The organism is Vibrio chagasii (assembly GCF_024347355.1).
In the GTDB taxonomy this organism is placed as follows: domain Bacteria; phylum Pseudomonadota; class Gammaproteobacteria; order Enterobacterales; family Vibrionaceae; genus Vibrio; species Vibrio chagasii.
Window position 1 is genome coordinate 187388 of the sequence record NZ_AP025465.1, and the last position, 13483, is coordinate 200870.

13 protein-coding genes are annotated in these 13483 nt (G+C 37.1%); 10 read left to right on the top strand and 3 right to left on the bottom strand.

All coding sequences use genetic code 11. The features are described 5' to 3' along the window. Positions 1-36: 36 nt before the first annotated feature. On the bottom strand, positions 37-504 hold the full coding sequence (gene secB / locus OCV52_RS00850; protein ID WP_004741403.1) for a protein-export chaperone SecB: 468 nt from the start codon (positions 502-504) through the stop codon (positions 37-39). Positions 505-602: 98 nt separating this feature from the next. Continuing rightward, the gene (locus tag OCV52_RS00855; RefSeq protein ID WP_137406325.1) at positions 603-1037 is read right to left on the bottom strand and encodes a rhodanese-like domain-containing protein; all 435 of its coding nucleotides are present in this window, start codon (positions 1035-1037) and stop codon (positions 603-605) included. Positions 1038-1364: 327 nt separating this feature from the next. Here OCV52_RS00855 and OCV52_RS00860 point away from each other — a divergent pair, with 327 nt between their 5' ends. The 6 genes from OCV52_RS00860 to OCV52_RS00885 all read left to right on the top strand — a co-directional run bounded on the left by OCV52_RS00860 (position 1365) and on the right by OCV52_RS00885 (position 8501). Further along, positions 1365-2474: a glycosyltransferase family 4 protein gene (locus tag OCV52_RS00860; RefSeq protein ID WP_137406324.1), complete on the top strand. Its 1110-nt coding sequence runs from the start codon at positions 1365-1367 to the stop codon at positions 2472-2474. 45 nt (positions 2475-2519) lie between these two features. Continuing rightward, complete coding sequence (locus OCV52_RS00865; protein ID WP_137406323.1) at positions 2520-3272, top strand: ABC transporter permease; 753 nt, start codon at positions 2520-2522, stop codon at positions 3270-3272. 2 nt (positions 3273-3274) lie between these two features. Then, a complete protein-coding gene (locus tag OCV52_RS00870) occupies positions 3275-4012 on the top strand; it encodes an ABC transporter ATP-binding protein (protein ID WP_137406322.1) in 738 nt (245 codons plus the stop codon). A gap of 77 nt (positions 4013-4089) precedes the next feature. Then, entirely contained in the window at positions 4090-6285 is a 2196-nt protein-coding gene (locus OCV52_RS00875; RefSeq protein WP_137406321.1) for a CDP-glycerol glycerophosphotransferase family protein, read from the top strand. Positions 6286-6403: 118 nt separating this feature from the next. Then, on the top strand, positions 6404-7486 hold the full coding sequence (locus OCV52_RS00880) for a stealth conserved region 3 domain-containing protein (protein ID WP_170222400.1): 1083 nt from the start codon (positions 6404-6406) through the stop codon (positions 7484-7486). Further along, positions 7461-8501, top strand: a complete 1041-nt coding sequence (locus OCV52_RS00885; RefSeq protein WP_137406319.1) for a Stealth CR1 domain-containing protein — start codon at positions 7461-7463, stop codon at positions 8499-8501. Before OCV52_RS00880 ends, OCV52_RS00885 begins: the two co-directional genes overlap by 26 nt. A gap of 44 nt (positions 8502-8545) precedes the next feature. Here OCV52_RS00885 and OCV52_RS00890 read toward each other — a convergent pair whose 3' ends face one another. Continuing rightward, complete coding sequence (locus OCV52_RS00890; protein ID WP_137406318.1) at positions 8546-10408, bottom strand: nucleoside-diphosphate sugar epimerase/dehydratase; 1863 nt, start codon at positions 10406-10408, stop codon at positions 8546-8548. Between the two features lie 176 nt (positions 10409-10584). Here OCV52_RS00890 and OCV52_RS00895 point away from each other — a divergent pair, with 176 nt between their 5' ends. From OCV52_RS00895 to OCV52_RS00910, 4 genes are all read left to right on the top strand, one after another. Further along, the gene (locus OCV52_RS00895; RefSeq protein WP_137406317.1) at positions 10585-11529 is read left to right on the top strand and encodes a UDP-glucose 4-epimerase family protein; all 945 of its coding nucleotides are present in this window, start codon (positions 10585-10587) and stop codon (positions 11527-11529) included. Positions 11530-11644: 115 nt separating this feature from the next. Continuing rightward, complete coding sequence (locus OCV52_RS00900; RefSeq protein ID WP_137406316.1) at positions 11645-12193, top strand: sugar transferase; 549 nt, start codon at positions 11645-11647, stop codon at positions 12191-12193. 227 nt (positions 12194-12420) lie between these two features. Further along, the gene (locus OCV52_RS00905; protein ID WP_017629890.1) at positions 12421-12660 is read left to right on the top strand and encodes a hypothetical protein; all 240 of its coding nucleotides are present in this window, start codon (positions 12421-12423) and stop codon (positions 12658-12660) included. Between the two features lie 111 nt (positions 12661-12771). Then, positions 12772-13476: a YjbF family lipoprotein gene (locus OCV52_RS00910; RefSeq protein WP_137406315.1), complete on the top strand. Its 705-nt coding sequence runs from the start codon at positions 12772-12774 to the stop codon at positions 13474-13476. Positions 13477-13483: the final 7 nt, after the last annotated feature.

Here is a 13483-nt window from a genome sequence, read left to right on the forward strand (position 1 = left end):
CGATGAATCGTTAGAATTAAGTTCTACTTTTGAGGCTTAAGCCTGCTCGCCTTCAGCTTGCTGAGCTTGGTTCTGTAGGTAGTTCATGAACAAAGCATCGAAGTTTACAGGTGCTAGATTCAGTTGTGGGAACGTACCTTTAACCACTAGGCTAGAGATTGTTTCACGAGCGTATGGGAATAGAATGTTCGGGCAGAATGCACCTAGGCAATGTGCTAGTTGGCCAGCTTCCATTTCGCTTGCAGAGAAGATACCACCTTGCTGAACTTCACAAAGGAATGCAGTGTCGTCTGCGTTCTTCACAGTAACCGTTAGGCGTAGGATTACTTCGTAAACACCTTGACCAAGTTCGCGGCTTTGAGTATCTAGGTCCAGTTTTACATCTGGATTCCACTCTTTTTGAAACATGTCTGGAGAGTTTGGCGCTTCGAAAGATACGTCTTTTAGGAAGATACGTTGGATTGCGAAGTTCTGTTGTGCGTCTTGTTGTGCTGCTTCAGCCATTTTCTTGTCCTTAAAAATTTAAATTAGGTTTGGTTCGTAATATCTATTGAACAAAACCCGAAAGTTAGTTTACTAGGTCTGCTTGCTTTTTACCTTTACTATTTCTTACCTTTAACCAAAGGCAGGTTAGCTTCGCTCCAAGCCACTAGGCCACTTTTCAGCACGCTTACGTTTTCGAAGCCTGCTTTAACCAGCAAGTTAGCGCTTTCTTGAGCAGTTTGACCTGTCTTGCATACTACGATGATTGGGTCAGCTTTACGGCTTTCAAGGCTACCTAAGTTATTTGATTTGATGTCTGACGGCAAAATGTGAAGTGCGTCAGTAATATGGCCCTTTTTGAACTCATCTTTAGTACGAATATCAACCACAACGCCGTTCTCACGGTTAATCAGTTGTGTGGTTTGCGCAGCTGTGATCTCTTTGTAGGCTGCGTTTGATGTTTTGATTACGTTCGCAATGATGGCAACAACCAAGCCAACCCATACGATGGCTAAAATCATATTCTCTTGAACAAATGGAACTAACTCTTGCATGTCTTGAACTCTTATTCGTTATTGGGCGAAAAATTATAGATTGGGAGTATAGCGAGATTTTGGGGGTTAGTGTATAGGCAAGAGTGATCAACGTATATGCCACATTTCAAGGCGAGCACCTAGTATTTGCCTATTCAGACACGAAATGAGAAGATTAGTCATTTTAAAATGTTCAGTTGCCCACCTAATTACTTGAGTGGCTTCACGCGTCGTATGGTTTTCGCTTTATACCAAAGGGCGGTAGCGTGCCAGAATGTCAATAATGTTGTTATATTTAATAATGCTATGTGTGAATGTAACTTTTTGAAGTCTATAAAAGAGTGAAAAATGAAAAAACTCCTTTTTGCGATCAACGTGGGCTGGTATTACGATTTACACTGGAGGCATCGGGTGAATTCGGCTATGACTACAGGGTATTCCCCTCATATCTGTACGTCCAAACCGACCGAAATAAAGGAAAACATTCATTCATTGTCGTTGAAGCGTTCATCGTTGGGCATAGTTGATAATATAAAAACACTTTATCAAACGATAACTATTTTCAATAAAGTAAAACCTGACCTTATCCACTCGGTTACGATAAAACCTAATATTATGTTCGGCTTACTCGCTTGGTACAGCAAAGTTCCAATTCTTCTGACAGTCCCAGGGGTTGGCTCGATGTTTAGCCAAACAAAGTGGAGCAGTAAATTAGTAGCAAAGCTAATTTTGTGCTTGTATCGCTTAGTTGGGCGAAATAAGCGTTCTCGTTTTGTTTTTGAAAACTCTACTGATATGCAGTTGTTTATTGAAAATAATATATGTACCACATTCAATGCATTCACAGTGCCAGGCTCTGGAGTGGATGTCGATGAATATAGAGCTGAGTGCATAGAAGTCACCCCCCAAAGTCTTAAACTACTTTTTGCTGCACGGTTACTCGAAGGGAAAGGTTTAAGAGAGCTTGTACAAGCTGTAGATAGTTTGAAAAGTAAGGGATTAGATGTTGAATTAAATGTCGCTGGAATCATTGACGATGATAGCAACGAGGCGATCTCCATCAAGCAACTCGAAGATTGGCACCGACAAGGGAAAGTCAATTGGATTGGTCAAGTCAACAATGCTATGTGCGATGTCATTTCAGCTAATGATGTGGTAGTTCTTCCTACTAGATATGGAGAAGGTTTGCCTCGTATTTTGATTGAAGCAAATGCTTGTCAACGACCAGTCATTTCTACCAATATCGCTGGGTGTAAGGACTTTGTTATTGATGGAGAAACCGGTCTCCTTATCCCTCCCTTTGATCAAGCAGCTCTAGAAAATGCCATATTGAAATTAAGCGATCGTCAATATAGTCGAAAACTCGGAATAAGAGGCCGGGAACATGTCTTATCTAAGTATACAGTTAAGCATGTTATAGCTAGCTATAAAAAAATTTATGATGATTTACAAGTATAAAAGAAGAATGGTCAACTAACTTTAACTAAACAGAACTAATAACTTATGTTTGAAAGAAACTTATACATATTGTATACACTTGCTCACCTGAAACAAAAAGCAAATGTTAGAGGAACTATTCTAGGATACCTCTGGTGGTTTATTGAACCAATGATGTTAATAGCGCTTTATGGATATATCGTTGGTGTTATATTTGGTCATAAAGGACCAGAACAAATTATCTTAATTGCAATTGGTGTGACGTTGTGGAAGTGGTGGAGTACATCATTAAGCCGTGCGACAACGTCATTCCGAACTTATAAAGGAATTGTAACGCAAGTCAAGTTACCTCTTCCTTTACTTCCTATATCTGAAGTGTTCGGTCAAACATATTTATTTATGTTTGGTTATGCTCTTCTTCAAATTGTATTATTATACATGGGTTTTGTCCCTGATTTACTGAGCTTAATAATATCATTTTTCACCGCACTAATATTAATTAGTGCCTTATCATTAGGTTTGGCTATTCTAAATGTTTTTATAAGAGATACAGCATTTCTGATTAGTTTTAGCCTTCGAATATTTTTTTATATTACTCCTATTATATACCCTAAGTCACGAGTTCCAGAAGCTTATCAATGGGTAGTTTCTTTAAATCCATTTGCTTACTTAATTGATATGTTTAACGTGTCTCTCGTTTACTCAGAACAAGTTGATATCATGCATCATATGGTTGTACTTTCAGCGTCTGTTGCTTTACTTTTGATGCTTTTGTTTATTTCAAAGAAATTGAGAATGCAAATAGTTAGGAATGTATAGTAATGAATAAAAATAAAATTGTTGAATTGAAGAATGTAACGTTAGAGTATTCATCTAAAAAAAGCTTCTCATTGAAAAAACTATTCCTTTCTAAACATGAGCGTCAAAAAGTATCAGTTGAGTCTAATACTTATCGTAAAGCTGCGTTAGACAATGTATCTATGAGTCTTTACGAGGGAGACATTGTCGGAATTGTAGGGCGAAATGGCGCAGGTAAATCAAGTCTTTGTAAAATATTATCTGGCGTTTTTGCTCCAACAAAAGGGGAGTTTCACTCAAAGGTGCAAATTGGTTCTTTGCTAACGCTGGGTTCTTTCTTTGCCAAAGAGTTAAGTGGTTTAGACAATGTTTACTTAGCAGGAGCACTGTTAGGGAAAAATAAGGTAGAGATAGAGGAAAAAATTGATGAGATCATTGATTTCTCTGAGTTGGGTGAATCAATTAATAAACCAGTGGAAACGTATTCTAGTGGTATGGTTTCTCGCTTAGCATTTTCTATTGCGACATCGTATCGAAGCGATATACTTATTATCGATGAGGTATTAAGTGTTGGAGATAAGCACTTTAGGCAGAAGTGTTTAGAGAGAATGAAAAGTATAATTAATGATGCAAAGTTAATTATCATTGTCTCTCATTCTGATCATGATATTAAGACTATGTGCAATAGGGCTATTTACTTAGATAAGGGGAAGTTGATAATGGATAGTACTGTAAGTGAAGTTCTCAAAACATATCAGTAGTAATGACTCAAAGTACCTGGAAGTCTATATTAGCTATATTGAATATTATGAGTTTTAAATAAGGTTTTTAATTGGGTATGAAGTTAGTTAAATATAATATTGAGTTAGAAGGTTTCAGTGTCTATATATTAGAGCAGGATCAAGTAATATTAAATGAAGCTGAAGTTAAAGAGTTGGTTGAATTATTAAGGTTCAACAATTTTCAATGGATCTGGGTAGAGCATTCGAATAAAAGAGATGTATCTCTAATAAATTTTGATTTTAATAGTCCAAGAGAATTAATTCCGGAGTTTCTTGTTATATCAAATGAGTTTTATAATAGTAAAGACTTAGATTTCTTTGATATGATCGAATATCTAAAGTGTCAGGCACCGACGGGAATAATATGCACTACAAAATTAAAACAAGTTAGAAGTTTTGATATTGAAGAGGTTTTAAAAAACTATGAAAGGTTAGGCATGTTAAAGGGGGGAGTAGTTAAAAAATTATTTTCATCTTTACCAGTGTCCAATAACATCTTCCAAAATATAAATGTAGATGATGTTTTAGAATCAAAGGTTCTAAGTCGAAGACATAAAGTGTTGTTTTCAAAAGCTCGTGGATTAAATATACGTCGTGTCAGAACTCATAATGATGTTTTAATGTATATAAATCAACATCTTATCCACAAGTTAAGTCATAGTTTTGTGAAGATACATAATATTCGTAAGGATGATGATGGGAATTATGTCATTTGTGGTTATTTGACAACACTTTTTGATATGTCTGATGTGAAAATTAAGGTATCTTTATTTAAATATGGTTCTTATAACGATGTTAATTTTTTAAATAAAGAAAATAAACATAAACTTTCATATATAAACTCTTTTGAGATTTCAGCTAAGAATTTTGAATGTATGAGCTTTAAATTACTCCATATTGACACTAATGTGGAAGTAAAGGTGAATATTGAATTTGGTAAGTATAGTGGTCTTGATAAAAGTATAAAGCACTCATATTTTGCAATCGAAGATGATATTATTGCTCATGATAATAATAGTATCTATAAATCAGAGAAATCTATTTTATCAATGGTTAAAAGAGAAGTTAAGCTTCTCATTGGCCTGAGAAGAAAAAGAAATGTTATAGCTTACCGGATGCTTTACTGGTTATCTAAAGGATTCTTTAACAAAAAGAATATCAGCTTGTTCATAGATCGTATAAATAATGCTGGTGATAATGCAGAGGCATTATTTAACTATGCCCAAAGTTCCAATGTATCAAAAGATTGCTATTATGTGATATCAAAAAAATCTGATGATTATGAAAGGTTAGCTTCTCAAGGAAATGTAATTGAATATGGATCAATCAGACATAGGTTATATTTCCTGCATGCTAAAAATGTAATATCTTCACATGCGTCAGATTGGGCTAAGAATCCGTTTATGAAAGCTGAGAAATATTACAGAGATTTAAGAACGTTTGATTTTGTATTTTTGCAGCATGGTGTTACATATAATGATGTGTCGAAGTCCATTAATAAGTATAACGTGGGGATTAATAAGTTCATTTGTTGTTCTGAATACGAGTTAGAGTCATTAAAAAGTGAAAAATATGCATATAGTGATAATGAACTTGAGCTTACAGGGTTTCCTAGGTTTGATTTATTAAATAATTCAGGTGTTGAGAAAATTATACTTCTAGCTCCAACATGGAGAAGAGGCTTGACGGAAAACATAGACGTACGCACCGGTATTAAGAATTACTCTACTGCTTTTAAACATAGTGAATATTTTAGAAGATATAATGATTTAATAAACGATCCAAGACTAATAAATGTACTAGCACGAACTGGGTATAAGATTTTATTTATGCCTCATAATGAGATTAGGCGTCAGATTAGTGATTTTGATACCAACCCACATGTAATTGTTGCTGATGAAAATCAAAAGTATAGTGAAGTATTCAATATCTCTAGTTTATTGATTACGGACTACTCTTCAATATTCTTTGACTTTTCATTTTTAAGAAAACCAGTAATGTTTTATCAGTTCGACAAAGAAGCTTTCTACCGAGGACATTATGAGTCAGGTTATTTTGACCTAAATAAGTTCAGTTTTGGTAAGGTCATATCCGACCACGATTTATTGGTTGATTCTATTTGTTCACTTATTGAAAATGGTGATTTTCAAAAAGATGAAGGTATAATTGATTCAAGCGACTTCTATAAGTTCAATGATAATTCGAATAGTGAAAGAGTTTTTAATCTGATTTTTAAGGATGGATTGTCTTAATTTAATTTAATTTAATTTAATTTAATTTAATTTTTGGTAAGAATTAAATAGCTTGTACTTTAATTGCTAGGTGAGTAACCATATGAATTTTCTTATTTTGAGATCTAAGAAGTTAATTTTGAAAATAATTAGCTGTTTACCTGTAAGTTGGTTTAGTTTTATTGTTAATATTTTTCTTTCACTAAAAAAATTCATTCCGAATAAAAGTGAAACATACTCTAATTATACGGTTCGAGGGGATTATCCCATAGATATCGTTTATACATGGGTGAATAGTAATGATGAAAACTGGAAGAATAAGAAAGACCGACTTGCAGGAACTAATCATAATTTACCTCAAGAGTCTGACGTAGCGTCAAGGTTTCGAGAGAATGATGAGCTAAGGTATTCACTTCGTTCTGTCTTAGCGAATGCAAGTTGGGTGAGAAAGATATACATTGTTACCGATGATCAAAAGCCTAGCTGGTTCTACGAATTTGACGATCGTGTTCAGTTAGTATCCCATCGAGAAATCTTTGTTAATCAAGACGACCTTCCATCTTTTAACTCCCATGCAATCGAGTCTAACCTTCATCGAATTCCAGGTTTAAGTGAACATTTTTTGTATTTTAATGACGACGTTTTTCTTCGAAGTCCTGTAAAACCAAGTGACTTCTTCATACCTGATGGAAGCCAGACGAAGTTCTTTTGGAGCAATCAAGCGTTTATTCCTGAGTCTTTAGATAAGAATAGTTTACCAGTGGATATCGCCGCAGTTAATAATATGAATTTCTTAAAAGAAAACTATGGGTACATCAGTAATCGAAAATTTAAGCATACACCTATCGCTTTGAAAAAGAGCGTTATTACAGAGCTTGAAAAAGAACATCCAGAAATTTTCATTGCTAACTCTTCAGCTCGATTTAGAAGTAACACTGACTATTCTATATTATCTGCCTTGATACACCATTATGGTGTTGTTAAGGGCTATTCTGTGGAGGGAGAGTTACCTTATCTTTATGCTAGCTTTAGCGATGAGCTTTTTGAATTTAAAATGAATTTATTACTGTTATTGAAGTTCAAGAGCTTTTGTATTAATGATGTAGAAGTTGATGAAAAACGATTTGCTTACATATCTAAAGTATTTACAAAGAAAATGAAATTGCTATTTCCTAATCCATCTTCTTATGAAATAGATGAAAAAAATGAAAAAAATCAGTGATGTAGATATAGTGCTGCTTTGGGTTGACTCTAAAGACCCTAAGTGGCAAGAGTTATATGAACAATATTCTCCTGAAAGCGTAACGACAGCTAATCATATTTGCCGGTTTAGATCTTGGGATAACTTGCAGTATATCTTTCGAGGTATTGAAGAGTTTATGCCTTGGGTACGTAAAGTTCACTTTGTGACTCAAGGCCATCTACCTGAATGGTTAAATGTCTTAGATGACAAACTTAGCGTATTGACGCATCAAGATATATTTAAAAATCATACCCATTTACCAACATTTAACTCGAATGCTATTGAGGTGAATTTTAATAATATTCCTGACCTGGCCGAGAAATTCATCCTTTTTAATGACGACTTTTTCGTTTTAAAGCCCTTAAAAGAAGACAGATTCTTTAGAGATGATTTACCTGTCGACTTTTTGGTACAAAGCTTTGAAAGGCGTGGTGTTTTATATAATACTTTAAAGCCTAAAAACACTTTGAGTGCCAAGGCTATTAATAACAATATTGATTACCTTAATAATAACTATAATAAACGCAATTTACCTTCGGCTAAATTCTACTCACCAGAATATAATACTTTCAGTCGAGTTCTTAATATAATTTATAATTTTACTACATCCAATATACCTTGGTTGAAATTAAACCATGTGCCGCAGCCACACCTTAAGTCAACTTTAGATGACTTGTGGGATAGTCATTTTGATTTATTAGATGCAACGAGTAGTCATAAGTTTCGAGTCGAGTCAGATACAACACAGTATCTTTTTAGATATATTAATTTACTTACGGGAAATTTTTACCCTAAAGAATACAAGGATTATATTTCTCGAGAAATCAATGAAACCAATGATATGTCTAGGTTGTTGACAGAATTAGATGATATTAGTTTGTTAAGTGTATCTGATACTGAAAATCTTGGTCATACTGACTTTGATGAAGTAAAAAACATATTCAATCACTTTCTTTCTTCTCTTTTACCTAAGAAGTCAAGTTTTGAAAAGTAGAAGCTTTGGTATGTTTTTTACCATCTTGGTGTATTTCGGTTTACCTAAGTATTATTTAAAGTATACCCAGTAGGAGCTTCTAACAGTATTCTTCTGATACACTCCACCTTAAAATCATGGCAGCACTCGTCTAGCTCGTTCAATAGTATCTGCATCTCTGGCCAGTTGAGCTTACTCTCCATTGCCGTCATGATTTTTTCGTGGCTAGTTCCTTCGACATTGTCACCAATTAGAAGCTCTTCATATAGCTTCTCTCCGGGTCTTAAACCTGTAAATTTGATTTCGATATCTCCTTCATCGGAGCTTGAGCTTTCCTTCATACCCATTAAATGCACCATGCGTTTTGCAAGGTCTAGAATTTTAACGGGTTCACCCATATCCAGGACGAAAACTTGTCCATTGTTTCCCATCGCACCAGCCTGAATGACAAGCTGTGCAGCTTCTGGTATTAGCATAAAATAACGGATGATATCTGGATGAGTAACGGTAACAGGGCCGCCAGCTTTAATTTGCTTCTTAAAAAGTGGCACTACCGATCCGGAAGAGCCTAACACATTACCAAACCTGACCATGGTAAAGACAGTATCTGTACCTTTATCTGCAAGCGCTTGAAGAACGAGTTCAGCCATCCGCTTACTCGCTCCCATTACATTCGTTGGTCTTACGGCTTTGTCGGTTGAAATTAGAGTGAAGTTTTTCACACCGCACTCTATAGCCGCTTGTGCGCAGGATAGAGTCCCAAAAACATTATTACGAATCCCTTCAACAACATTATCCTCGACTAGGGGGACATGTTTGTATGCGGCCGCATGATATAAGGTCTCAATTTCATAGGTATTAATCAGTTTTTCAAGACGGTTCTGTCTTTGGACTGAACCTAAAGCTGCAATGACCTGGGTTTGGCTTTTTAAGTTTTTCTTCGTAGAAAGTAGTTCTTGTTCAATTTTGTATAGGTTGTACTCATTAAGTTCGAATAGGACTAATGTTTTAGGTTGCTGCGCCAAGATTTGACGACATAGCTCTGAACCAATGGAGCCACCAGCCCCGGTTACCATTACACACTTGTTATGAATATTCTTCGCCAGTAATTGACTGTCAGGTGTGATAGGTGCTCTGCCCAACAGATCAGCTACGTCGAGATCTTTGATCTCTGTCGCAGTCGCTTTACCTGCAGCTATGTCCTCTACCGATGGGACAGACTGAATCGCAATAGGCCAATCAGACAATTTTTCTACGAGTCTTAATCGTTTACCTTTATTAATATTATTAATTGCTAGTAATAGCTTTACTGGCTGGTAAAGAGATTGCAGATGTTCAAACTCACTTGGGTGATGGACTTTTAACCCAAATAGAATATTACCTCTTTTGCTCGGGTCGTCATCTAATAATACAACCGGGTTATATTCATCACCGTGTATTAGCGCATATACTAGTTCACGACCAGTAGCTCCCGCACCATAGATAAATACATTGGGCTTTTTGCGTTTTATCATCTGATCATAGGCTGAGCGGATCATTATTCTTGGTCCGCCCAATGTAAGTATGGCTAGCCCGGCATAGATAAATGGAACACTTCTTGGGATAAAGCTATGAAAAAAGAACTCACTAATCACTAATGTTAGAGATGAAATAAATACAGCAAGGAAGATGTGACCGACGGCAGGAAACATCATGTAGCGTAGTACTGCACGATACATCCCAAGTTTGGTGAAGGTGAATATCGTGACTGAAATTGTCAGGAATAATGTGACCCATTCGTTAGGCCCTACGTCAAAGGTATATGTTCCCAACCTTAAAGCAACGGCAAGGTAAATCGACATTGCTATTGCAAATATGTCGTAGCCAATACTAATTAAGCGCTTATTTTTCCGCTTGGTGTTGAGAATCACTCGTATTGGCTTAATCATTATTTTCCTTGATAACTTTTAATTCAGTCTAATAAGCTGTAGCTGAGGATTTGATATGAAGATATTTTAATGTTCTTAAGTGCGGTAAGCTAGATGTAATTGGTTGTTATGTGTTGCCTAATCGATTTACTGTTGATTTTGTTTATTATTTGTTCGTTTATTGAGCGGTTTGTTTTATGAAACTTTTGGTTACAGGTAGTACTGGGTTTGTTGGTGCTCGAGTGGTTGAGTTAGCAGAAGCGCGTGATTGGGAAGTAGTTTCTGTAGTTCGTAAGGGTTCCAGAACACAACCTAACTGCTTTTTGGTTTCGTCTATCGGTGCTGAAACTGACTGGTCTGATGCATTCGAAGGTGTAGACTGTGTTGTTCATTGTGCTGCTCGAGTGCATCAAATGAATGAAAGTGCGCAAGATGCTTTGGCTGCCTATCGAGATATCAACACCTTTGGCACTTTGAACCTAGCGAAGCAAGCCGCTGAGGCCGGTGTTAAACGGTTTGTGTTCGTCAGCTCTATTAAAGTTAATGGTGAGTTTTCCGAACCTGGTTCACCTTTTTTACCTAACTTAGATAACATCCCCGAAGACCCTTACGGTTTGAGTAAGTATGAAGCGGAGATTGCGCTAACTAAGCTCTCGAAAGAAACAGGCTTAGAGGTCGTTATTGTTAGGCCCCCACTGGTTTATGGGCCCGGTGTGAAAGCCAATTTCTTATCAATGATGCGTATGGTTGAAAAGGGCATCCCACTTCCATTTGGCGCGATTCATAATAAGAGAAGCTTGGTATATGTAGATAACTTATCAAGTTTAATATTAACTTGTTGTGAGCACCCCTCTGCACCTGGCCATACCTTCTTGGCTTCTGATTGCCAGGACGTTTCGACTGGTCAATTAATAAGAGCGATTGCGCTTTCAATGGATAAATCACCGAAGCTTTTACCGATTCCAATGTCTTGGATAAAGGTAGGAGCGTCAGTATTGCGAAGGCAGCATATAGCCCAAAGAGTATGTAGCAACCTTCAAGTGGAAGCTCGCCATACAAAAGAGATTTTGGGTTGGATTCCTCCGGTGACTTTCAAAGACGGGATCAATAAAACCGTAGAAGCATACTTGAAGTCACTCTGATGTGTTGCAGCTCACTTTCACTATTCATAACCGCAATCGAGTCGGCTACTGTCTACTACAATGAGTAGCACTGACGACATTCAGCATATTCGTTTAATCAGAGTTTAAGGCATCCATTTTGATTCGTTTATTAGATTTCTTTTTTGCATTGTTTGGCCTACTGTTCCTTTGGCCTGTTTTTGTGGTCATTTGTATTCTTGGTTACTTTGACACAGGCTCTCCAGTCTTCTTTCAGACTCGGGTAGGGCGTAATAAAAAGCCATTTACGTTAGTGAAATTCCGAACTATGCCGGTAGAAACACAATCAGTGGCAACTCACTTGGTGGGGGCTCGCTCGGTGACTAAACTTGGGGGATTTTTACGCAAGACTAAATTGGATGAACTACCACAGTTATACAACGTTCTGAAAGGTGAAATGAGTTTGGTTGGCCCTCGACCATGCTTGTTCAACCAGCAAGAGCTCATCGATGAAAGGGAATTGAGAGGCGTGCTGGCGGTAAGGCCCGGTGTCACGGGGTTGGCTCAAATCAATGATATCGATATGTCGACACCCAAGCTATTGGCGGAATGGGATCAGCGCATGCTCAAGACGCTAACGACTAAGCTTTACTTTCAATACATCATTCAAACGGTGTTAGGTAAAGGAACTGGTGATCGAGTGTGAGTGGCGATGCTTAAGGCTCACGATATATGAGATCTGTGCCAAACTTTACAGTTTTGCGTACTAGAGAGCTCTAATATGATGCTTTATAAGGTATTGCTTATGATTTACTCATTTACTTGATTGTGGTTATTATCTATGATGATCAGTCAGTTGTTTAAGCTGAACAACTTTTTGAGGGTGTGAAAATCATCCTCTATATATAAACGTTTATATCAATGGAAATTATTATGAAAAAGATGGCTCTAGCAGCTGCATTAGCAGTTAGCTTCTCAGGTGCTGCGTTTGCAGCTGAAGAAACTGCAGCAGCTGGTTCAAGTACTGGTACGGCTGCAGGCACTGGTGCATCTGCAGCAGCAGCTGGCACAGCAACAACAGTTGCAGTAGCGACAGCAGCAGTAGCAGCAGCAGCAGCAGTAGCAGTTGCTTCTAACGAAAGCGGTGCAACAACTACAACAACTACTCGATAATTTTTGAGTTGGTTTTTAAAACCATTTTATGTGAAAGCATAAAGTGGTTTTTTTATATCAGATTTTCATATTGGACATCAGCAACCAGGTTGCTAGGAAGCAGAACTCGTCATGCTCAAACCTCTAATCATATCTCTTGGCCTTTTACTTACTGGTTGTTCTCAGCAGTTTCAAGACGTAAATTCCACTTTTGATGAAGCCTTTTTTGGAAGCTCTGATGTTGAGCTATCCAAGGAATACATTCAAACCTTACCTTATTCCAGCATTTATGCGGAAGTAAACGATCAAGGTAAAATCTTTATGGTTTTGGCGTACGTCGGTGAAAATCCGAAAACGGGCGCAGAGCGGTTAAAGTGGATGTCTTCTGACAAAGCGATGATCGTTACTGAAAATGGACGTATCGTACAAACCCTATTACTTCCTTACGAAAACCTCTCTGGTTTGGCATTCCATCCGTTAAACACGTTCTCGTCAGCAAACAGCTCGTCACCAGATTCTTCTTCTGTGTTTGATGTGTCAGTTAACCCCGGAGCCAAAAAATGGCAAGCGGTTTACGATTGGCAACCAAATTATCGATTCGGCTATAAAGCGAACATCACCCGAACGTATGCGGGGAATGAAACCGTCGAAACCCCGCTAGCATCTATCGATACCAAGAAATTCCAAGAAAAAGTGAACTTCCCGATGTTAGAGCAAGAGATGACGAACGCATATTGGGTCGACAGTAAAGGTCAAGTGGTTAAAACCATACAGTATTTAGGCCCAAATATGACAAGGCTTGAGCTAACCGTCCTTAAGCCTTACCAAAGTAATTAACGAGTCT